The organism is Shimia isoporae, from assembly GCF_004346865.1.
Classification (GTDB): Bacteria; Pseudomonadota; Alphaproteobacteria; order Rhodobacterales; family Rhodobacteraceae; genus Shimia; species Shimia isoporae.
In genome coordinates, this window is the sequence record NZ_SMGR01000002.1 from 106,570 (window position 1) to 129,758 (window position 23,189).

At 54.7% G+C, this 23,189-nt stretch carries 16 protein-coding genes and 1 pseudogene; 11 read left to right on the plus strand and 6 right to left on the minus strand.

Going from position 1 to position 23,189, the window contains the following annotated elements; all coding sequences use genetic code 11:
* The first annotated feature begins 28 nt into the window (after positions 1 to 28).
* Genes BXY66_RS12185 through BXY66_RS12200 form a run of 4 tightly spaced genes read left to right on the plus strand, consistent with a single transcriptional unit; the run spans position 29 to position 4,216 of the window.
* The gene (locus BXY66_RS12185; protein WP_132860524.1) at positions 29 to 985 is read left to right on the plus strand and encodes a carbohydrate ABC transporter permease; all 957 of its coding nucleotides are present in this window, start codon (positions 29 to 31) and stop codon (positions 983 to 985) included.
* Complete coding sequence (locus BXY66_RS12190; RefSeq protein WP_132860525.1) at positions 985 to 1,812, plus strand: carbohydrate ABC transporter permease; 828 nt, start codon at positions 985 to 987, stop codon at positions 1,810 to 1,812. Before BXY66_RS12185 ends, BXY66_RS12190 begins: the two co-directional genes overlap by 1 nt.
* A 12-nt stretch (positions 1,813 to 1,824) precedes the next feature.
* The gene (locus BXY66_RS12195) at positions 1,825 to 2,832 is read left to right on the plus strand and encodes an ABC transporter ATP-binding protein (RefSeq protein ID WP_132860526.1); all 1,008 of its coding nucleotides are present in this window, start codon (positions 1,825 to 1,827) and stop codon (positions 2,830 to 2,832) included.
* Positions 2,833 to 2,857: 25 nt separating this feature from the next.
* Complete coding sequence (locus BXY66_RS12200) at positions 2,858 to 4,216, plus strand: family 4 glycosyl hydrolase (protein WP_132860527.1); 1,359 nt, start codon at positions 2,858 to 2,860, stop codon at positions 4,214 to 4,216.
* A gap of 69 nt (positions 4,217 to 4,285) precedes the next feature.
* On the opposite strand, the gene BXY66_RS12205 is transcribed toward BXY66_RS12200, so the two are convergent.
* Genes BXY66_RS12205 through BXY66_RS12220 form a run of 4 tightly spaced genes read right to left on the minus strand, consistent with a single transcriptional unit; the run spans position 4,286 to position 10,298 of the window.
* Positions 4,286 to 5,239, minus strand: coding sequence for an ABC transporter substrate-binding protein (locus BXY66_RS12205; protein WP_132860528.1), 954 nt, complete (start codon positions 5,237 to 5,239; stop codon positions 4,286 to 4,288).
* Between the two features lie 33 nt (positions 5,240 to 5,272).
* A complete protein-coding gene (locus tag BXY66_RS12210; protein ID WP_132860529.1) occupies positions 5,273 to 7,075 on the minus strand; it encodes an ABC transporter permease in 1,803 nt (600 codons plus the stop codon).
* On the minus strand, positions 7,072 to 8,127 hold the full coding sequence (locus tag BXY66_RS12215; RefSeq protein WP_132860530.1) for a quaternary amine ABC transporter ATP-binding protein: 1,056 nt from the start codon (positions 8,125 to 8,127) through the stop codon (positions 7,072 to 7,074). Before BXY66_RS12215 ends, BXY66_RS12210 begins: the two co-directional genes overlap by 4 nt.
* A complete protein-coding gene (locus BXY66_RS12220; RefSeq protein WP_243694375.1) occupies positions 8,124 to 10,298 on the minus strand; it encodes a DUF1989 domain-containing protein in 2,175 nt (724 codons plus the stop codon). Before BXY66_RS12220 ends, BXY66_RS12215 begins: the two co-directional genes overlap by 4 nt.
* 252 nt (positions 10,299 to 10,550) lie before the next feature.
* Here BXY66_RS12220 and BXY66_RS12225 point away from each other — a divergent pair, with 252 nt between their 5' ends.
* From BXY66_RS12225 to BXY66_RS12245, 6 genes are all read left to right on the plus strand, one after another.
* Positions 10,551 to 11,564, plus strand: a complete 1,014-nt coding sequence (locus BXY66_RS12225) for a LacI family DNA-binding transcriptional regulator (protein WP_132860532.1) — start codon at positions 10,551 to 10,553, stop codon at positions 11,562 to 11,564.
* A 272-nt stretch (positions 11,565 to 11,836) separates the two neighbouring features.
* Positions 11,837 to 12,073 (plus strand): hypothetical protein, encoded by a 237-nt coding sequence (locus BXY66_RS20500; RefSeq protein WP_165929171.1) that lies wholly within the window; start codon positions 11,837 to 11,839, stop codon positions 12,071 to 12,073.
* A gap of 208 nt (positions 12,074 to 12,281) precedes the next feature.
* Entirely contained in the window at positions 12,282 to 13,718 is a 1,437-nt protein-coding gene (locus BXY66_RS12230) for a YfcC family protein (RefSeq protein WP_132860533.1), read from the plus strand.
* Between the two features lie 412 nt (positions 13,719 to 14,130).
* Complete coding sequence (locus tag BXY66_RS12235) at positions 14,131 to 16,866, plus strand: cation-translocating P-type ATPase (protein WP_207911328.1); 2,736 nt, start codon at positions 14,131 to 14,133, stop codon at positions 16,864 to 16,866.
* A 761-nt stretch (positions 16,867 to 17,627) separates the two neighbouring features.
* Positions 17,628 to 18,620, plus strand: coding sequence for a hypothetical protein (locus tag BXY66_RS12240; RefSeq protein ID WP_132860534.1), 993 nt, complete (start codon positions 17,628 to 17,630; stop codon positions 18,618 to 18,620).
* 383 nt (positions 18,621 to 19,003) lie between these two features.
* Positions 19,004 to 19,615, plus strand: a complete 612-nt coding sequence (locus BXY66_RS12245; RefSeq protein ID WP_132860535.1) for a tyrosine-type recombinase/integrase — start codon at positions 19,004 to 19,006, stop codon at positions 19,613 to 19,615.
* A 330-nt stretch (positions 19,616 to 19,945) separates the two neighbouring features.
* On the opposite strand, the gene BXY66_RS12250 is transcribed toward BXY66_RS12245, so the two are convergent.
* Together BXY66_RS12250 and BXY66_RS12255 are read right to left on the minus strand one after the other, a co-directional pair.
* Positions 19,946 to 20,743 (minus strand): GSCFA domain-containing protein, encoded by a 798-nt coding sequence (locus tag BXY66_RS12250; protein WP_165929172.1) that lies wholly within the window; start codon positions 20,741 to 20,743, stop codon positions 19,946 to 19,948.
* 429 nt (positions 20,744 to 21,172) lie between these two features.
* Positions 21,173 to 21,747, minus strand: a pseudogene (locus tag BXY66_RS12255) (IS5 family transposase); the annotation flags it as partial.
* Positions 21,748 to 21,769: 22 nt separating this feature from the next.
* Between BXY66_RS12255 and BXY66_RS12260 the strand changes: the two are divergent.
* Positions 21,770 to 22,762: an AAA family ATPase gene (locus BXY66_RS12260; RefSeq protein ID WP_165929173.1), complete on the plus strand. Its 993-nt coding sequence runs from the start codon at positions 21,770 to 21,772 to the stop codon at positions 22,760 to 22,762.
* The last annotated feature ends 427 nt before the right edge of the window (positions 22,763 to 23,189 follow it).

The window sequence follows — 23,189 nt, forward strand, 5'->3', positions numbered from 1 at the left end:
GCACATACCACGTAATCTGGACCTACCCATGAGCCACTCCTCTGCCCGTTCGTCAGGCCACAGCCTGACGGCTCAGCGCCGCCGCGCCGCGATGTGGTTTCTCGCACCGATGATCTGCGCACTGCTTTTTGTTGCTGCATGGCCCTTGATGCGCACCATCTACTTTTCTTTTACCAACACAACGCTCACCAGCCTCTATGGCGGCGAGTGGATCGGGTTTGACAACTACCTCAGCTATCGCAAGCTGTCCTCTGGCCGGGTGATATGGCGCGGTACGCTGGTCGACCCTGCGTGGTGGAACGCCGTCTATAATACCGTGCGCTTTTCAGTCATTTCCGTTTCAATCGAAACTGTGCTTGGTCTAGGAGTCGCGTTGGTTTTGCACCGGAACTTTGTGGGGCGCGGATGGGTCCGCGCCGCCATTTTGATCCCCTGGGCCATTCCGACAATCATATCCGCGCGAATGTGGGGTTGGATGCTCAATGACCAATTCGGCATCATCAACGATCTCGGGCTACGCCTCGGACTGCTCAGCGAAAAAATCGCATGGACCGCAGATATCGAAACCGCGATGACCGCAGTTTTGATTGTTGATGTTTGGAAAACCACACCGTTCATGGCGCTACTCTGCCTTGCCGGGCTTCAGATGATCCCGAAAGACATTTACGAGGCAGCCAAGGTTGATGGCATACATCCAATCCGCGTTTTCTTCCGCGTTACGCTACCGCTGATCCGGCCAGCCCTGATGGTTGCTGTGATCTTTCGCATGCTTGATGCACTAAGGATTTTCGACCTGATTTATGTGCTGACGCCGAATTCCAAGGCGACCAAAACCATGTCTGTCATCGCCCGCGAAAATCTCATCGACTTTGACAAATTTGCCTACGGATCGGCACAATCCACGCTGCTCTTTGCGCTCGTGGCGATCTTTGTTTCACTATACATCTGGCTCGGCAAAGTCGATCTGTCTGGAGAAAAATCCTGATGGAAAAACTTGTCAAAACCACTGCGTTCTACGCGCTCGTACTCTTCATTGTCGTGCTGGCGGTTTTCCCGTTTTACTACGCCGTGATCACAAGCTTCAAAACCGGGACTGCGCTCTTCGAAGTGGATTACGTACCCACATCGTTTGACCTTTCCAATTATATCTCGGTGTTGGCGAACAAGAATTTCGCGCGCTCAATTGCAAACTCCGTCCTGATTTCGGGCGCGACAGTTGGCTTTGCAATGTTCCTTGCGGTGACAGCGTCCTACGCTCTGGCGCGAGTGCGGTTTCGCGGGCGTGGGCTTTTGCTCATGTCGATCCTCGCTGTCTCTATGTTTCCTCAGATCGCCGTACTTGCTGGATTGTTCGAACTGGTGCGCTTTCTCGGCATCTACAACACCCCCTGGGCCATGATCCTGTCGTATACGATCTTTACCTTGCCATTCACCGTCTGGGTGCTGACCACCTTTATGCGAGACCTGCCCGTTGAAATCGAAGAAGCAGCGATCATCGACGGCGCTACTCCTTGGCAGATCATAACTCAGGTATTCTTGCCGCTCATGTGGCCCGCGCTCGTGACAACAGGCTTGCTGGCATTCATCGGCGCGTGGAACGAGTTTCTCTTTGCGCTGACCTTTACCGCATCCGAGACCCAACGCACCGTTCCCGTTGCCATAGCACTTTTGTCTGGCAGCAGCGAATTCGAAACGCCCTGGGGATTGCTGATGGCCGCCTCGGTGATCGTGACCGTGCCGCTCATCATCCTCGTCCTGATCTTTCAACGCAAAATCGTGGCTGGCCTCACCGCCGGCAGCGTCAAAGGCTAAGCGGAACTTCCAATGGCAGAAATCAAACTCACTCAGTTGCGCAAAAAATTCGGCGCGGTCGAAGTCATCAAGGGGGTGGATCTGGAGATCCGCAAAGGAGAGTTCATGGTCTTTGTGGGGCCATCCGGATGCGGCAAGTCGACCTTGTTACGGCTCATTTCCGGTCTTGAGGAGATTTCGGACGGATCGTTGGATTTTGACGGCGAACGGGTCAATGACCTTGTGCCATCAAAGCGCGGAATCGCAATGGTGTTCCAGTCCTACGCGCTCTACCCGCATATGACCGTGTTTCAGAATATGGCTTTTGGCATGAAACTCGCCAAAAACTCAAAAGAAGAGATGGACGCGCGGGTAACGCAGGCTGCCGAGATGCTGCAGATCGATCATTTGTTGGACCGCAAGCCCAAACAACTTTCAGGCGGCCAACGCCAACGGGTGGCCATTGGTCGGGCCATCGTGCGCGACCCTCGTGTTTTCCTATTTGATGAGCCGTTGTCCAACCTCGATGCGGCCTTGCGCGTACAGACCCGACTCGAAATTGCCAAGCTGCACCATGATATGGATGGCGTCACCATGATCTATGTAACTCATGATCAGGTCGAAGCGATGACGCTGGCGGATCGCATCTGTGTGTTAAGGGATGGCATGGTCGAGCAAGTCGGCACTCCGGAAGAGCTCTACGACAGCCCCGACAATGTGTTTGTGGCCGGCTTTATCGGATCTCCGAAAATGAACCTTCTAAAAGGGGCGCTGGCTGAGGCACATGAGTGCGCCACCTATGGCATTCGCGCAGAACACATCGAGGTTTGCTCCGACTCCGACGGGATATGGCAAGGTATTATTGTGCATGCCGAAAACCTCGGCTCGGACCACTATTTGTTCGTTGACATTGGTGCCGATGAACCGCTGATCGTCCGCCAGCCCGGGAAACAGAACATTGCTCTGGGCACCTCCCTGTCCCTGCGCCCGCAGGCCGGACAAGAACACCGTTTTGACGGCGCAGAACGCGCCATTCGCTGACTTTATACATCACAGGACAAAGACAATGACCAAGATCGTTCTCGTAGGCGCTGGAAGCCTTCAATTCGGCACAGGCATGCTCGGTGATATCTTCCAAAGTGCGCATTTGAAAGGCGCAGACATCATCCTGCACGACATCAACCTGAAGGCGGCTAAGCGCACGTTGGGTGTTGCCGCGGACTACATCTCCGCCAACAACCTGGACCATAAAGTCTCCGCCACCACCGACCTCGGGGATGCCCTTGCAGGAGCGGACTTCGTTGTGATTTCCATCGAAGTCGGAGACCGCTTTGCTCTTTGGGATTTGGATTGGAAGGTTCCTCAGCAGTATGGCATCCCTCAGGTCTATGGCGAGAATGGTGGCCCCGGTGGTCTGTTCCACTCCCTTCGCATCGTGCCGCCAATCCTCGACATATGTCAGTCGGTTGCTGACACCTGCCCCGACGCAACCGTCTTTTGTTATTCCAACCCGATGAGCCGCATCTGCACAACGGTGCACCGCAAGTTCCCGGACCTAAAGTTTGTGGGCATGTGCCACGAAATCGTTTCACTGGAACGCCATCTCGCCCCATTGTTGGGCGTCGAACGGTCCGAAATCACCTATCGCGCAGGCGGCCTGAACCACTTTTCAGTGATGACGGATGTGACCTACACCAAAGACGGAAGCTCTGCTTATGCAGACGTAGTAAACAAGGCAGAAGCTTATTTTGGTGCCAAGCCCGGCTATTCGGAAATTCTGCAAGCCTCTCGCAAGACCGGAACCTCCATCGAAACAGAAGGGTGGATGGAAGTGGACCTTTCCAAGGTCGAAACCATCCGCCCTTGGTCGGATCGGTGGCTGTTCGCCCATGTATTGAAAACTTTCGGTGCGCTGCCCATCACCTATGACAGCCACTTTGGAGAATATATCCAATGGGCGCACGATTGTTCGGATCATCAGGGCATTCTCGATTTCTACACCTACTACCGCAACTTCCTTGGCAAGACTGACCCCAAGATCGAAAACACCCTCAAGGAACGTGTTGTACCAATCATCGAAGCCTTGATCGGTGCCACACCGGCCTACGAGGAGTATGCGGTGAACATTCCCAACAAGGGCTTCATCAAAAATCTACCGGAATGGATATGCGTCGAAGTGCCAGCGATTATCGACGAGACAGGCATCCAAGGCATCTCTGTAGATGTTCCCGCCGGTGTCCGCGGCTTGCTAAGCAACCAGATAGGCGTGCATGACATGACCGCTGAAGCCATACTGAATCAGAGTCGGGAACTTGTGGTTCAGGCGCTGTTGGTGGATCCGGTGGTGATCAAAAGCCAGGGAATGGAAGCCCTTGTGGATCACATGATTGCAGAGCAATCGCCTTGGTTGGACTACCTTTCCTGATCCCGTCCAAAAACGAAAAAAGCCGCGCGATCAACGCGCGGCTTTCCTATTTTCCGAATGGGCCGGAGATTATCCGTCAATCCAGGACTGTACGGTCTTCATGTTGTCCGCAATCCAGTCTTCGGCAACCTCACGCGGATCACGCTTGTTCTCGAACATCTCGACGATCCAAGCATTGATCTCGTCGCCGGTGAACTGCACGTTGGAGAGCATCTTAGCCACTGGCGGGTTGCGTGTTTCCAAAGATTTAGAGTAGGCCACGTAGATGTCGTTGGAAGCGATCACGCAGTTAAACTCGGACACTTCCAGCCAATCTTCAGCGTCAAGGTTCACGTCTTCACAGCCTTCGGAGCGCGCCGGTTCTTTGACCGCAACAAGATCGTATTTCACGTGAATAGCTTCAGGTGTCCAATAGTAGAACAGCTGCGGCTTTTCAGCAGTATACGCGGCTTCCAGACCAGCTTTGAATGTGTCTGCAGATACAATGTTCGGCTCCCACAGGCCGTCCAGACCATAGGATTTGAACTTGATCTGCCAGCGCTTGGTGGACGCCCAAGTCACGTCCCCCGCCCAGTATTCGCCTTTGCCGTTGCCATCGGTGTCGAACATTGCGGCGACCTCTGGATTGCGAAGGTCGTCAATACTGTCGACGGTACCGCGCATATAGCTCGGGACATAGATGTTGGACGTACCTTTGTAGGGCGAGTTGGTCACGACAGTGCCGTTGCCGTCGATGTATTCATCCCAAAGAGCCTGCTGGTTTGGCATCCAGAGATCCGTGAAAACGTCGATGGATCCGTCACCCTTGTCCATGCCTGCCATAATCACGGCAGCCTGGTTCATGCCTGAGACGATTTCAGCGTCTCCGCCCATCTGGTCTTCAATGATGGCGGACAGCACATGACCGATGGCCTGTGCTCCGTTCCAGCTCAGGTCGGAGAAAGTGATTTTCTCCTGAGCCGAGACGCTTCCGGCCGCGGCCACAAGGGCGGCCAGTGCTACGGTTGTCTTAATGGTCTTCATTGGTAGTTCTCCCTGTGTATTTTGGTGGTTGATTTAGATGCGGCTGAACGAATTGCGGATACCGCGAAGGATGCGGTCGATCATCATCGCCACCAAAGCGATTGCGATCCCCGCGAGGAGGCCCTTGCCCGCCTGCGCATCCCCGAGCGCAGCCGTTACGATTGCGCCGAGGCCTTCGGCGCCGATAAAGGCCGAGATGGTGGCCATCGAAAGGGCCAACATGATTGTCTGGTTAAGCCCCGCCATTATGGACGGGACCGCCATTGGCAGCTCTACTTTTCGCAATAGCTGCCGTTCTGATGCACCAAAAGCCAGAGCGGCTTCCTTGGTGCTTTCGGGGACTTGCCGAATGCCCAGCGCCGTGAGCTTGATCATAGGCGGCATGGCAAACACCACTGTCGCCAACACAGCGGGTGGCTGCGAAATGCCGAAGAACGCCACCGCTGGCACAAGATAACTCAGCGACGGGATGGTCTGCATCACGTCCAGTATGGGTTCGGTTATGAACCTCGCTATCTTGTTCTTGGCCATCCAGATTCCGATTGGCAGGCCGACAAAGACGCACACCGCCGTTGAAACAACAACCAAGGCCATTGTCTGCATCGCGATCTGCCACAACTCGAAAAGCGCGAGGAAGGCGAGCGACGAAGCCACAAAGGCTGTTGTCCCCCAGCCCGTGTAGGCCCAACTCAGGACAAGGAAGAGGAATGCGACAACCGGCCAGGGCGTTTGCATGAACGCAACCTCAACCCGGATCAGGGACTGTCGCAATACGTTGGTCATGGCATCAAAGGCACCGGCAAAGGAAGCGCGAAGCCAATTGATCGAGATGTCGATGCTTTCGGCCGAGTATGTGAACAAGGTGACCTTGCGGCCCTCAACAGGCGGTTTGATTTGGGCAACAACCTCTGTGCTGCCGTCGTCACCGGTCACACGGCGATACGTGACGTCCTCCGGCGGATCGAGCCTCGCCAGCGTTGGGAAATCGTCAATGAAGAAGCAATCAAACCGGTCACGGGGAGTGATTGTCATGTATTCCTCAACCAAGTCGGAACTACGGCCAAGATCGCGCGCTTCGGCGCGAGCCACTTTGCGGGCTTCGTTTTGCTCAGCAGTACGATCCGAAATTGCATCCAGTTCGTCGAACCTGGACTGTGCGGCGGCTGCATCGTCCGCGACACGCCCGCTTAGAGAAGCAACATCGGGCAGCTGGTATCTCGCAAGCAGACTCTCAACACTTTCGGTTGCGCGGATCTGGTTGAAACATGCCCTTTCGTCGAGCCGCAACTGCGTCGCTCGATATGTGGTGATCGGCGTGCATAGCAGCATGATCGCGCAGCCGATCAGAAGCCTCTTGAGGGACACGCCGTTGGCCACAGTCGGGTCGATGCGCCAGCGATTGTATTGATCATAGTACCAGCGGTTGGCCTGGCTTCCCATCCAGATACGACCCGCGACAAGCAACAGCCAGCCGATGCTGCCATAGGTGCTGATCCAGTTCGTATAGCGAGGGATGAGCGTACGGTTGGCCTCGGGATCAAGCTGGGCCTCGGCAAGAAGCGGAGAGAATTTCACCACCTGCATCAGGCACACGATCGCCACCACATCGATGGCGAGCGACACCCAGAACATCAGCCAGACACCGCGCCATGCCGCCCAGAACCAAGGTACGATCAAACCCCAGATGTTTATGTGCCAGCGTGGCAGCTTGCCTCTCTGGTGACGCTCGAACACCGGCGCGTAGTAGGTTTCCTTGGTGTCGCAGAATGCGCCAATGGAGACATCGCGCTCTTCGATTTCGCGCTGCTCCGCGCCGCTATTTACTGTCGTGCTCATTCGTCCGCGCTCCCCTGAAGGCCGTGCAGCAATGTGTTCTTGTCGACAACCCCGACAAGTTTTCCGTCAGCCTTGATGAGGACCGGAAGGTCAGCGTGCGTGCTGAGTTCAACCAATGAATCAAGGTCATCTTCGGGGCGTGCTTCGGGGTGTTGTTGCGTCAGATCCAATGGATGCCGCTTGGCTTGATACTCGTCAGGCGGCACCATTATTTTCGCTGCGGAAACAAGTTTCAATCGGGAGATTCCCGCAACAAAATCAGCGACATAATCATCTGCTGGGGCTGTAACGATATCTTCGGCCGTGCCAATCTGGACGATCTCCCCATCCTTCATAATCCCGATGCGGTCCCCCATACGGATCGCCTCATCCAGATCGTGGGTGATAAAGACAGTGGTCTTTTTCAGGTTGGCCGAAAGTCCCAGAAATTCGTCCTGCAGATTGCGGCGAATGAGCGGATCCAATGCAGAGAACGGTTCGTCCATCAGTAGAATTTCAGGGTCCGCGGCCAGCGCACGGGCCAATCCAACCCGTTGCTGCATTCCGCCGGAGAGCTCTGATGGAAGCCGGTCCCCGTATCCGTGCAAGGAAACAGTTTCCAAAGCCTCATCCGCAAGCTTGGCGCGGTGATAGGCGTCCATCCCGCGCAGCTCGAGTGCGAAGCCGATATTGTCTCGCACCGACCGGTGCGGCAACAGCGCCATATTCTGAAACACCATCCCGATCTTGGTGCCACGCAAGGCGCGCAATGCATCTGGGCGCATCTTGCCGATGTCCTCACCCAAAATCCTGATCGAGCCCGCAGACGGTTCTATCAATCGGTTGATGTGGCGCACCAACGTCGACTTACCGGAGCCAGACAACCCCATCAGGCAGAATATCTCTCCCTCGCCAACGGCAAAACTCGCGTCCTTGACGCCAACGACGGCACCAAAACGTGCAAGCACCTCCGCCTTGCCAATTCCTTCTGCCCTGATCGCGTCCATCGCTTCCTGCGCGCGATCTCCAAAGACTTTCCAGACACCATCCAGTGCCACAACCGGGTCGCTCATGCCCTTGCCCTCTCTCGTTTTGGGTCAAAAAACGGCACGTCGCACACTGTCGCGGTCAATCTCTTCATCCTTCCGTCAAGTTGGCCCACCTCCAGCGTTTCGCCGGCAACTGCAAATTCGATTGCGAGGCGGGCCATCGCAATGCTGCATTCAAACATTGGGGATCGGGTGGCCGAGGTAATCACGCCAACTTGCCGTTCTCCCGCGAATATTGGCGCACCATGTGCTGGCACGTCATTGCACGCGAACTTTAACCCGCTCAGCACCCGACGTGGGTCGCGGGCATTGCGCTCAAGTGCTGCCTTGCCGATGAAGTCGGCCTTTCTGAGATCAACTGCAAACCCCAGCCCAGCCTCAAAGGCATCAATTCCAGCCGCAAACTCGTTGCGAGAAGCCAATCCAGCCTCGATGCGGATTGTTTCCAGCGCCTCACCGCCCATGGGAGTAATCCCCAAATCCTCGCCGGCAGTCATCACCGCATCCCACAACGCAGGCGCATCGCTGGCCGCGCAGAACAATTCGTAACCGAGCTCACCAGTGTAGCCGGAGCGGGAAAGCATAAATGGTATTCCCTCACGATCGCCCACTCGCGCGATCGTCACCCCAAACCACTTTAGCTCCTGCAAAGAGGGATGCGTCGGTTGAGTGAAGACAAAGCGCTCAAGTATCTCCCGCGACCTTGGTCCTTGCAGCGCGAGGTTTGGCAGAGCGCTTTCCATCCCGTGAACCCGAACCTGAAGGTTGTCCCGCTGTGCGACGTCCTCAAAGACGCGCGCGCTTTCTTCGGATCCGCAGCACCAGCGATATAGGTCGGGCGCCAGGCGGAACAGTGTTCCGTCGTCCACAACTGTACCGGCTTCATCACAAATCAAGGCATAAGTGCCTCGCCAAACGGCAACCCGGGACACGTCACGGGTGAGCGATTTCTGCAAAAGCGTTTCCGCGTCCGGACCAATGATGTCGTATTTTCTCAGGGACGACATGTCCTGCAAAGTCGCCTTCTCGCGACACGCCCAATATTCCCCGACGGTCCCGACCGACGGAAAGCTGGCTGGTGCCCACACATCGCGCGCCGGGGCAAAATGATTTGTCAATCTGGACGTCGCGGGGTGAAAAGCACTTTCCCGGCTAATTGTCATGGCCGCATCTTCCTTTTCACGATAAGCGATCGCACGCCGGATCGGGGCATCCGGACGATAGATGCGCACATGCACATCAGTTGGGTTCCAGCCGTTGATCGGATCGATGTCGTCAGGACAGGCCGTTGTCACACAAACCAACTCTTCCAGCGCCCGCATCGCCACGTAGTCGCCGGGTCGAGAGTGGCTTTCCTCCGTATGAATTTGATGACTATGCGGATCGACCCATGTGCTCCAAAAGAAGTTGATCGCCGGCCATGCGGCTCTGGCGGCCACACCTCGAGACGACAGAGCGCCTGAAATATTGTCCGAGCAGTTCAGATGTCCGGGAAAGCCTCGGTCAGCATATCCTCTGTCCGTACAAGCCATACCGAACGCATCGTGACGCCCGCAGGTATCCTGCAGAACCTGCATCATCGGCCTCAAGTCCTGATCGTAGAACTTGTCATACAGGCCCGGGCCCGGATAGGCACCGCGCACCATTGTGCGCGTGGCCGTCGTATCGATCATAATGTCGCGGCCTTCGTCCAGCGCTTTGCTTCTGAGCGCAACAAAGTCTGAACACTGCTGCCCTTCCACATCAATAATCTGAACAATTTCCCCCGGGCGCAGGTCGTAAGCCATCGCAGTCCCACGACGGACAGTAAATTCCTCTCGCACGTCGCCAAGCGGCGGTGGGAGAGCCACTCCCGCATCTACCGCGGCAGGCTTGACGGACACTTGGACCGCACCAAGAGCGGCGGCACTCACCAGTTCATTTGCGCTCTGCGGGCGGACGACCCAAACGGTACATGTCGCGGATGCGGACAGCGCTAGAAGGTCGTCAAGCGGCACCCAAGCGGCTGGAAGAGCCGCGTTACGATCGCCACCGTTCGCAGATACCCAGCCTAACAATTCGTCACTTTGAAAGGACGAGGGCGCCAAGTCCTCTCCGGCCTCCAACCCAAGAATTGTGGGCGCAACTTTACCCCGCGCGTCAAAAACCAGAACCGCAACCGATTGATCGCCCCCCATCGGGCGCAAACTCAGCATGTCGTGTTTTTTGAGATCGAAGCGCGCCGTTTCACGTGCCGCAATCACGTCAGTCCGACTGTGAGATCTTGGGACAAAACCGGGGAACGCTCTGCCGTTGCCGGCAAAACCGATGTTTTCAAAGCTATGTAGTAACGCGCTATTCAACACGACAGCCCCGAGAATCCTCAGATGTAACTAGTTACACAACAGCGTCACATTCGGAGTCAACAAAATTTGTAACCAGTTACATTTCGTGCTTTATGTGTGTGCATGACCAGGAAACGAGACAAGAAGCGCGCAAACCTCCGCGACGTGGCACGTGCAGCCGAGGTCTCGGTGGCGACAGTTTCGCGTGTTCTCAACACACCTGATGTCGTTCAAAAGAAAACCCGCGAGAAAGTTGAAAAGGTCATCGCGGAGCTCGGATTTCACCCCAGCGCTGCCGCCCGCGCAATCAATTCCGGCCGCACCAAGATCATCGGAGCGCTGATCCCTACTTTGGACAGCGATATCTTTGCGATAACGATAGACGCAATCGAGAGCCGCTTGGGAGACTTTGGATTTTCCTTGGTCGTCGCCACAACCGGTGAAGACCCGGACGTGGAAGCGGCACGTGCCAGGGAATTGCTCGATATTGGTGTTGAAGGCCTGTTCTTCCCGGGCATCCATCACAGTCAAGAACTATACGATCTTCTTGACCGCACTAAGGTGCCGACGATCGCGATTTCATATTTCGATGCGACTTTTGCATATCCGACCATTGGCTATGACAACCGCGAAGCCGCGCGTCTGGCGCTGGACCATTTGCTCGATCTGGGGCACCGCCGTATCGCTGTCGTACATGGACCGAAAGACCACAACGACCGCACACGCGCCCGCGTCACTGGGGCGTCGACGCAACGCTCTGGTACGGAACTGGCTTTCTTTGAAACAGATCTATCTGTTGCCGGAGGCGCCAAAGCCGCACGCGATGCAATGAAACAACCGACAGAGTTCGACGCCTATCTCTGTACCTCGGACACGCAAGCCTTTGGGGCCATTTTCGAATTGCAACGCGCAGGTATTCAGGTTCCCAACGACGTATCCGTGATGGGGTTACATGATCTACCCAGTGCGCAATATGTAAATCCAAGCCTGTCCACGATTGAACTTCCGGTCAGGGAAATGGGCACTTTGGCAGCTGAATCTCTGGCGCGATGGGTGGAAAAAGACGTTCGTCCCGCGCCTGTATGCCTTCCCTCACAACTACGCGCCCGCGCCTCCACCGCCCGCAAAGAGAATTGATTTTGGAACGGTAGCGCATGCCCGCCCACTTCAAAAAGGCAAGAAAACGGGCGTAACCCAGCCCTCCATGCCCCCTGACGATGTACGTCCGCGGCAAGCCAACCATCCCCGTCGGCATCCAAGTCACGCCTGCACCTTCCCATGCAGCTTGCAACTAAATTGCTGCCGCTCCGGGAGACTGATCATTTTCCGGAAAGGTAAACCCATGCCATCCATCACAACGATCAATCTTCGAATTGAACATGAACCCGAACAGTTGACCCGGGATGTGTTTGCGCGCGCCAATCGAAGACAGGAACGCCGCCGCGTACATACCAGAGCATTTAGTGCATGCACGCTTTGGCGAGCTTGAGCGCCTCATGCGCAAGGCCACATCCGGCGGCGACGCCGCAATCGTACCTGAACATACCGAAGAGAAATTGAACCCACATGAGGCCCAAGTACAAACTGCAGTGGACAATCAAAAAAGAAAAACCGCTGGCAGGCGTGAGCGTCAAAAAAAAGAATAGACGGGCCCCAGCAACGCAACAAAATCCGAAAAACACAGAGTGCCCCACAGGAACGCACTCTGACGACTTATCAATTCGACGGATTCCAGAGACCTGAGCCGGTTGCTTGCCAACCGCGGTGCTGACAGTGTCTACTTCCACGCATTTAGTCCGCACCGCAGCCGTGGGAAATTCGACAACGGCGCCCCCTCTCCTTCAAGAGAACCAAATGACCAAAATCAAGTTTCCCACAGCTTTCACAATCCTGTTTTTGTTGATCGCAGTTGTGGCTGCGTTGACCTGGCTCGTTCCGGCTGGCGAATACACTAGGGAGATGAACGAAACCCTCGGCAGCGTCGCGCCGGTTCCGGGAACGTACCGACAGGTCGCGCAAAACCCTCAAGGCCTCTCCGCGATAGTTCTGGCGCCGATCGCCGGCCTGTACGATCCCGCTCTGCTTGGATCCTCAGCCAGCGCCGCGATCGATGTTGCCCTATTTGTTCTGGTCATCGGAGGATTTCTGATGGTCGTTACCCGAACCGGCGCGATTGATGCCGGCATCGGCTGGCTCCTGACCAAGCTTCAGGGGCGCGAACATCTTATGATACCGATCCTGATGACCGCCTTTGCATTGAGCGGCACTTCATACGGTATGGCCGAGGAATCTCTGGCTTTCTACGCCCTGATCATCCCCGTGTTTCTCCGCGCCGGTTACGACACCTTGACCGCAGTGGCGGTTGTCATGCTCGGAGCCGGCATCGGCACCATGGGTTCCACCTTCAACCCCTTCGCGACAGTTGTCGCATCACAGGGTGCGGGCATCGCATTCACCGACGGCATTGTTTTGAGATTCGCGATCTTTCTAGTGAGCCTTGCAGCGGGCATTGCCTTCGTTATGCGGTATGCCGCAAGGGTGAAGTCGGACCCGGCCGCATCTTTGGTTGCCAATATGGCAGATGAAAACCGCGCGCATTTCCTGACCTTGGATAACAGCGGGGAAATGCCCGCCATGACCTTCACTCGCGGGATCATCCTTGGCCTTTTTGGTCTTAGCTTCGTTGCAATGATCTATGGGGTTCTCATGCTGGGCTGGTGGATGGGTGAGATGTCCGCGCTCTTTTTATCGATGTCTGTAGTTGTCTGGGGCGTGGGAAAACTGTCTCCTGCGACACGGATGGATGAGGCAACTTTCGTCGAGACGTTTCTCGACGGAGCCCGTGACTTGCTTGGGGTGGCACTGATCATCGGAGTTGCGCGTGGCGTGGTCGTGGTCATGGACGCAGGCAAAATCACGGACACCATACTTTTTGCCGCGGAAGGCATGATTTCTGGCCTGTCCGAGTTTCTGTTCATCAACGTGATGTTTGGCATCCAGTTTCTGATGTCTTTTCTGGTTCCCTCCTCCTCAGGGCTGGCGACGCTCACTATGCCCGTCATGGCGCCGCTGGCAGACTTTGCCGGCGTTGGGCGTGACCTTGTGGTGACCGCTTACCAATCAGCCAATGGCCTCGTGAACCTGTTCAACCCGACCTTTGCCGTCGTGATGGGGGGACTTGCAATTGGACGCGTCCCCTATGACCGCTGGCTCCGGTTCGTTGGACCGCTTGTACTGTTATTCATCCTGATCATTGTTGCCCTTCTCAGCATCGGCGCGGCCTTTTCCTGATCGCTGCCCTACGGGAAGGCGGAGACGTCTCCGAATTTGAAATCGCAAAACGCAATATCAACGCCTTCATTCCGAACGGCGCCGGCAAATTTCACCTCGAACACCGAAAATCTATTCCCGACATTATTTTGGAGCAGGCAGCAGACGAACTCTCTCGATGCTCGCCGTTCATGACCCGAGGTCAATGAATGAACGTTTGCGAAAATGCGCAGAAATCTGCCGGTCAAACGGCAAAACTCCGCGCCTTCTAAGGTGACAAGCCCGCTTTCGGTTAACCCTCTCTTAACCCGCCGATCAGGCGCCCTAGATCTAAAGGGTACCCACCTCGAGCCTATTCTGTCGCGGCGCCATTCTCGGAACCGCACCTTGGCAGCAGAAGCCCGCACCTGCCAAAATTTTGGGGAGTGACCCAATGAATGAAATGACCAACTTCGACCACCAAATCACGGCGGATCGGCCACACTGGGCGCGCCCGGCAAATGAAGTAGAGCAGGCGCTGAAAACCTCTTCCGCAAAGGGTCTCTCGACACCTGAAGCTACGGAGAAGCTTGCTGAAGTTGGGGAAAACAAACTGGCCGATACGGCCAAAGTCTCGCCTTTCCTGCTTTTCCTTGAGCAATTCAAAAGCCCGCTTCTCATCATCCTGATGGTCGGTGCAGCCATTTCTTTTTACACCAACCACCTCGTCGACGCCGTTGCCATCGGAGTCATCGTTCTGCTGAACGCGACCATCAGTTTCTTTCAGGAATTCAAAGCCGCTCAGTCTCTGGCCGCGCTAAAGGACATGGCTGCGCCTATGGCCATGGTCAAAAGGGATGGGCAATGGGTCGAAATCCCGGCGGCGCAACTCGTGCCGGGCGACCTCCTGCGTTTCAAAGCAGGCGACATAATCGCCGCAGATGTCCGCTTTACCGACGCTGCACGGTTGGCCGTTGACGAAGCTGCGCTTACCGGAGAGTCGGAACCGGTCGACAAGCACACCCTGCCAATCGACGACGACACCCTTGTTCTGGCAGATCGCCTGAACATGGGTTTTATGAGCACCAAGGTGACCAACGGCACGGGTGAAGGCATCGTTGTTGCCACGGGCATGGACACAGAAGTTGGCCATATCGCGCACCTGATGGCGACCGCTGAAGACCCCAAGACGCCTCTACAGGAGCGTATCGAGAAACTCTCCAAAGTGCTGATTGGTGCTGCACTGGCCGTGGTCGCTGTTGTGATCGGGATCGGCATTTTTCAGGGCATGGATCTCAACGAGATGCTGAGCACCGGTATTTCGTTGTCGGTCGCCGCCATTCCCGAAGGCCTTCCAACCGTTGTGACCATTGTGTTGACCCTCGGCTCGCAACGTATGGCATCCAACAACGCTTTGGCACGAAAACTGTCTGCAGTGGAAACTCTTGGTACAACGTCGGTCATCTGCTCTGACAAAACTGGCACGCTAACGCAGAACCAGATGCAGGTGATGCGCGCATGGGCAGGTGGCAAAACTTGGGACGTCACAGGCGAAGGCTTTGATCCCAATGGCGCATTTGTGGATGCCAACGGAGTCGAAGCCGACATCCGCAAAGAATTCGACTTGCGTCAGATGCTAAACATCTCGGCCTACTGCAACGACGCCGAACTGGTCATCAAGGACGGACGGCCGATGGTGCAGGGCAACCCTACTGAGGGCGCTCTCGTTGTGGCCGCTGCCAAAGTCGGCCTCTCAAGAGAACGGCTACAGGAGCGCAAAGTGCGGACGCTTGAAGCATTTCCCTTCGACAGCACCCGCAAGATGATGAGTGTACATGTTCAGACCCCTAACGGAGAGAATTTTCTCGTCGCGAAAGGCGCTCCCGACGTCATCCTGAACCGCGCCAAAGGCGTTTGGATGGATGGCGCAGTCCATCCATTGACCGCGGACATGCGGGCACAGGTTGAAGCCGTCATAGATGACTTCGGCTCCCGCGCGCTGAGGACGTTGGCCGTCGCCTTTCGGCAAACGGACGACGGGAGTTTTGACCCGGAAGACCCGGAACAGAACATCGTTCTTATTGGTATTCACGGCATCATGGATCCTCCGAGGCCTGAAGTGCGCGATGCCGTCGCCGACGCAACGAGCGCGGGCATCCGTACTGTCATGATTACTGGCGACCACGCCAAAACCGCAGAGGCGATTGCCACGCAAATCGGAATCAAGACGCACGACGTACAGACGGTCCATACCGGCGCCGAACTCGACCAGATGTCAGACGAGGAACTCGAGGCCATCGTGCCACATGCTGCCGTTTTTGCGCGGGTCACGCCAGAGCACAAACTTCGCATCGTGAGTGCAATGCAAAAGACCGGCGAGGTGGCTGCCATGACCGGCGACGGCGTGAATGACGCCCCTGCCCTCCGCAAAGCCGATATTGGCGTCGCGATGGGCATCACCGGGACTTCCGTCGCCAAAGACAGCGCCGCATTGGTGCTTCTGGATGACAACTTCTCCACTATCGTGAAAGCGGTGAAAGAAGGTCGTCGAATCTACGACAACCTGCTCAAATTTGTCCGCCAGGCGCTGACCGCCAACGTTGCCGAGGTCTCCACGATCCTCTTTGCCTTCATGCTAATGGGCGCAGACCCCCTGATGCCGCTGACACCCTTGATGATCCTCTGGGTCAATCTTGTTTCTGACGGCATTCCCGCTCTGGCGCTTGGTTTTGAGAAAGCCGAGGGCGACATCATGCAGCGTCAACCAAGGGCGCGTGACGAAGATATCTTTGCCGGTGGGCTCAAACAGCGCATCCTGATCCGCGGTCTCGCGGTGGGCGCTGTCAGCTATTGGGCATTCCAGGAAGCGCTCAGCCTCGATCTCGACCTTGCAACGGCGCAGACAATGGCGTTTGTCACGATCATGTTTGCCCAACTGTGGCATGTGTTTGATGCACGGACGACAACCACGCTCTTCCGCAAGTCACCCTTCGGAAACCCGAAACTGCTCATGGCGGTGGGCCTGTCGCTGGCTTTGTCGTCCGTCGCAGTCTTCACCCCGTTGGGACACTATGTGCTGGGCACATCAAGCCTGTCGCCCCAGTTGTTGCTCGGCTGCGCCTTCGTCGCTGCCTTGCCCACACTTGTCCTGTCCGGAGCCAAAGAAATCTTCGGATGGAAATGGCTCTAACAAGCAACGTCCAAGAAACCAAAGGCGGCCCACTCGGGCCGCCATTTTCGTTCGCCTTGCAGGCAAGCATTCTGAAGAGCCACCACAAATCATCATGAAAGGGCATCTCTAAAGGCTGCGGCCTTCACGGCAAAACAGACACGAAGTGCATCATCGCCGATAGTCGAACAACGTTGTTTAGAGTGGTGCCCGGGGGCGGAATCGAACCACCGACACGAGGATTTTCAATCACATTGCCAATAATAAAATCAGTAAGTTACATCCAACTACGCAATTTCCTACGTGACTATCACAATAGGAATCACCAGCTAACACATTGTTTAAACATGGAAAATCACCATTACCGCGACCACATGTCAGCTGTGCACACATTCCATTTCTGGTATAATAGCTATACAGCTTTGAAGAAATATTCTGAACATCGATCAAGATCAGGCAGAGGTCTATGACTCAGAGTACCCAAAAGCCATGGAACAGAGCAAAGCACTGAGCGATACAGGTCTCATCAATCGAACGGTTAATCTCGACGAAAAAACTGGCTGGTCGCTCTGACAAATGTTGCCACAGGCATTCCAGAAGACCAGTCATTCGGGCAGATTGCAGCTAAGGTCCGGAGAGAGCCCATCCTTGACGAATGCTGCGTCGTCGACGAACGTCTGCTTGGCTAATAGAGGTATAACGTCTGGCGCAACGCTTTTTGATTGTCGGCTGAGATGATAAATACCGAGCAGCGTTTCATCAGCCGCATAAGGAAAAATTAGGTGTTGGTATTTCTTGCCCATGCGATTGAACAACTTGACCTTGCCGCTGAGCATATTTCAAAGGGTGATCCGAACAACGCACGATTTGGGCTCATGTTGACAGACAATGTTCTGGAGCTTGTGTTGCATCAAATGGCAAAGGACGAACAGCGTGAGCGAACTAACTTCTTGAACCGCGAGAAGACCTACGCCGACGAGTCGGACTTGAGAGCCGCACTTGGCAGGCATTTTGATGCCAAAATCTCATTTTTCAGATCACACAACAAACTGAGTGCCGAAGAAGCAGAAAGTATCACAATCTGCCATAGCTATCGTAACGAGGTCTACCATATCGGCTTGCACCATCAGGACATCCTGCCTGCTCTTGCGCGTTTCTACTTCTATTTGGTTTGCGGTGTTCTTGGCCGCTATAAAACCAATACGATGAGCTATAGCCCTTCTATGGTGTTGCCAGAGCGAGCCCAGAAACACCTAGGATCAAAACCAATAAGTTTTCATGTATTTGACGAGTATCAAAGTGGTTGCCTGACGCTTCAAGAAGGCATCTCATTCGAAGCCTCCAATCTGGTTTCGTCACTGGCGGATCATATGACCGAAATCATAGAACAGCAGGACATTGGTGTTGGGATGATCGCCACGGCTGGACCGAGACAGATGACACGTGATGAAGCTATAGTTGAAAGCCAAGCTTGGCGGTTGGCGTTCAAGGAAGAAGGTAAGAAGTTTGCGACGGGAAAATGGTCCGGTGGCAGCGTGTTTGATTTTGTCAACTGGATTGGCGCAAACTATCCCTTCAAAAACAGGCGTGATCCTACTCCATCATGGCAAAAGCGCGAGCAATCTTTGCGCTTGGAAAAGAACCCGCACAAGGCGCTCAAGAAATACAAAGACTTCATGACACAAACTGAAAATATCCGGGAAGTCATCGAAGAAAGCCACATGCAGGTCGAGATGTACATTGATGAACAGATCGACAGAATGCGCGGCAAGTAACTCGAAGCAACGACAACTCAAAACCCGTTTAACATCAGCGGCCAGCTTTGGCGAAAAAAACTAAGAGCGGACAGCAAGATCGAATTGTCCAAGTTCAGCTCCGTCCCGCTTCTGAGCCGTTCGCCAAGTTCAAGATGAACGTCGGCATATGCTCGTATCAAGCTCATGGCAACCAAGGCATTGTCGGACAGTTGGTTTCGAACTCTCAGCAGATCGGAAGACCGCTTGGTAGCTTTGCTTGCGCTTCTGATTAGAGTTTGTAACTTCCATAATCAGAAGCGGTAAGGCGCTGTTTTTTCTCGGCATTTTTCGGACACCACTTTTCAGGCTGGATGGACCTGTTAGCATCTTGCGCATCAACGCAATTTTCTAATGGGTTCACGATGGCACAAGGCAAACAGGCCAAGATACTGACCAACGCTCAAATTCAAGCGGTGCTTCGCCACCTTGAAGCAGGGCGCAACGCAGATCGAAACAAGGTCACCTTCTTGCTGACTGTAAAAGCTGGTCTTCGCGCGAAAGAGGTTGCGGGTCTGCACTGGTCGTCAGTTCTGAATTCAGAAGGTGAGATCGGCGATCACATCGAACTGACAGATCAAACAAGCAAGGGGCGATCTGGGCGCATCATTCCGATGAACCGTGATTTGCGCAAAGCGCTTGTCGCGTGGCAGTCAGTTTGTGTGCCAAAACGTCTGCGACGTGATGCTCCGTCCTTCCCTGAACGTGCCATTATCTGCACAGAGCGAAGCGACAGCTCGCCCGCACAGGTCATCGTGAACATGTTTCATCGCTGGTACCGCGACCTCGGGTTTGTTGGCGCAAGCTCGCACAGCGGTCGGCGCACATTTATTTCGAATGCTGCGAAGAAGGTTGTGCAGGCGGGTGGTTCGTTGCGGGACGTGCAAGAATTGGCGGGGCATTCCAGCTTATCGATGACACAGCGGTACATCGAGGGTGACACAGACGCGAAAAGACGTTTGGTTCAAATGATCTGAGCTCTTTTGCCTTGAACGAAAGGCAGGATACAGCCCGAAGCGGCCGTTGGCATAGGGCCCCCACACCATCAACGCCGCAGTTGCGAGATTTGAGGTTCGGCTTCCCCAAAGCGGACCTTGAACCACCCAAGCGTTGGATCATCGACGCTACAGTCAACACCAACGGCAGCGATGGGTAGGTTATTGCTTTGATCGTTGTCGCACTTCTGAAAGTTGGTCAGGCGGCGACAGATACAGGGCTAAACAGGGCTTGATCAGGTACATTGGCAAAACTCAATATTCCTGATCTGCCGGGAAGGGGATAAGCTTGGTTCAATTCAGCGAAATTGCTCAGCTTTCCAGATAGTGAGACGCCATGTAGTCTGTGACTTCGCTCACGACCTCGCGCTTTACATGGATATGGTCTTGCTCAAACGAATGAAGGCCACCGGATAGAACGATTTCATAGCTTGGAAAATAGTTCACCTGCTCAGGGAACATGTTCAAGAGCTCGGTCACGGCAAGGCGTAGCGTTGATTTCGAATGAGAATTTGCAATCGCGCAATCAATCGGCAGGAACGTCTGCTGCAGTGGAACAGGGGACACGGTCAAAAGGACGCCCTTTACGCCACTGCTTAGCGCGCGTTCCAACGCATCTTTCAGCAAGTCCACTGTTTCGCTCAGGGTGAGAAAACGGCAGGTATAGCGATTTGGTTCTTTCTTGATGTCTCGTGGGCTGGGCATGCGGTTCAGGTAGTGTCCGGTTTCGTGGTCCACCCAACACTGTGTCATTCCCAATGTAATGATCAGGAAATCCGAGGCGGGCAGTTTGTTGTACACCTCATCAATTCTCTCTCGGATCCCAAGCAGATCTTCGACGGGCAACTTGTGCCCTTTTGCTAGCAGCAGGTCTGTCGCAACGTTGCCTGAAGCAGAAAATGATTGGTCAAACTCTCTGGTGTCTACACCGTCAATCGCCCAGCGAATACGCTGAGAAATCGAGCCTGGGTTGAACTCGTTCAAGACACTGTTTTCACGACCCTTTACAATCCTCTCAGGAAAGGTGAGCCCCAGCGTCGGGACGTCCAGGAACGTCAGTTTCTCCTCGATCTCGCGTGCAAAACAGGACCCGATAGTGAAGGCGGTCATATCGCGTTTAAATTTGAACGACGGCGTGATTTTCGGAAAGATCAGTCCGTTTCTGACACGCTCGTCGTCTTGTTGCGGGTATTTGTACGAGGCCGTCTTATCAATGCGACGATTCTCCAAGGCTTCAGCGCCTGAATTTTCAAATTTGATTCTCATTTTTCCCTTGTGGTACTAGTCGTGGGATCACGGTAAGAAATGCATCTGCGTAGGACGCTGCTCAGGTTTAAGTATGCACCACACCAATATTTGTTTGCAATGGGGCCATTGCACATGAGGCGGTCAGCATAGCCTATGATGACCGACCCCTTCGTGACAGCTGTACGATGTGTGGCCAAACAAAATAAGAATTAGAGGCCTGAAGAGACGTGGGTGAGCGCAGAAAGTGGCGCGACCTGAAGACGATACACCGGAATTGACTAGGGTCAGGACTCATAGCCAGTAAATGACGAGTGCGGCGAGGGCGATGGCTGAGAGGAAGACCTTCGGGCATCTGTCGTATCGGGCCGCCACACGCCGCCAATCCTTGAGCCTGCCGAACATGATCTCGATCCGATTGCGGCGTTTGTATCGGCGTTTGAAGTACTTGACCAGTTTTCTCCGCTGCTTCCGGCCGGGGATACACGGGCATATCCCTTTGTCTTTCAACGCTTCCCGGAACCAGTCGACGTCATATCCACGGTCCCCAAGCAGCCAATCGGCATCTGGCAGGCTGCTTAGCAAAGCCCGTGCCCCGATGGAATCGCTGACTTGCCCAGCCGTCACGAACAGGTTCAACGGACGTCCCTGGCTGTCGCAGATGGCATGCAGTTTGGTGTTCATGCCGCCCTTTGTTCGGCCAATCAGGCGTCCGTGTCCCCCTTTTTGACGCCCAATCTGGTCGCTGTGCGGTGTGCCTTCAGGTAGGTGGCATCAATCATCACGGTCTTCTCTTCGCTGTATTCGGCGGCGCGCCTGACCATCGTCCGGGCGAAGATGCCCTTGTCGCTCCACCGTTTCCAACGGTTGCTGTTTCCCGGCCAAGTTTCGATGTTTGCCGGGCCGTCTAATCTCGGAAAATCTGCCATCATCGCAAGTATTTGTGCCCATGTTGCTATGGGTCGAGACTTCTGCGGCTTGCCGGTAAGTCGAAGTGGAATTCTTTATATTGCCGCAGAAGCTCCAAAAGGCGTCCTGAACCGTGCCTATCCCTACCTCAGTCAGGAAGCCGCTCAGACAGCGCCTTTTGAGGTGCTGGACCGGCCAGTTGATTTGACCGACCAACAAGTTGTTGGCCGGTTGGCGGAGGACGCGCTAACGTTTCGAGACTATCACGGTTGTGACGATCTGATGATCGTTTTTGATACTCTGAATATCTGTATGCCGGATGGGGATGAAAATTCTTCACGAGACACCGGAAGAGTTTTGGCCAATGCCCAGAAGCTCGCACAATCAACTAACGCTCATGTCCTGATTGTGCATCACACTGGTGCATCCGAAACTTCCAGGCCTCGTGGCTCCACGACTTTGACAGCGAATGTCGATACCGGCCTGACACTACACAAAGCAGACGCGTCACAGCCCGATGGAACAGTATTAATCAACATTCATAAGCAGCGCGAAGATAGTAGAGCTGCGCCATTAGCTTTTCATATCCGAGGATTTGAGATCGGCAAAAACCGCCACGGCGAGACAACAATAGTCCCTTGGGCTGTCCCATTTGAGGCAGGCAGTTCGCTGGTTGCGGAAGCTCCCGCAAGAGCCGCTAAGTCCGGCAAGGTGCCACTTTCGGCTCAGCGTGCTGACGATTTGCTAAGAGTGATAACGGAGCTTGGCAAAAAGAATGCTGGCCAATGGCACAAACCAAAGTCTCTGGGACAAATGTCTGGCGAACCTTTCAATGGCATTCGTGGCAACGCTGACACCATGCGCAAGAAAGTTCGAGAGTCTTTGGATACCCTTCTGAAAGACGGGAAAATCGAAGAGTGCAAAGAAGGAGTTCGTCTTCGCGCAGCGAACCCAAACCAAACGAAATGTGCATGAACTTGTGGTGCGGTCCTCAGTGAAGTCGTGTTCGCTGAGCCTTTCCGACCACTGAATCCGCAGTTTGCGCCCCTGTCCTCGGGGGCGTGTTCTTTTTCAATTGCTGAACACGAGTCACGAACAGATCGACAATTTCATTCCCGATCGCATCAATGGCTGAAGGAGGCAATTCCCTTATGTTGAAATCCATTAGCCTGTGGTTACGACAGTAAATAGCCACCATTTTCAGAAGCTGCGCTGACTGTTTCCGTTTGTCCGACAAGAGGTCCAGTTTTTTTGATTGCATGGTCTGTTTCCTATTTCCAACCCAGAGAGGAGATAGGGAAGGCGCACAACGGATAAAAACACAGTTTTTATCCACGCCACCCGCAGCAGAAGCATGGCACTGTTTTCATTTAGGCATTCGGTAAAGACATTCTCAGACAAG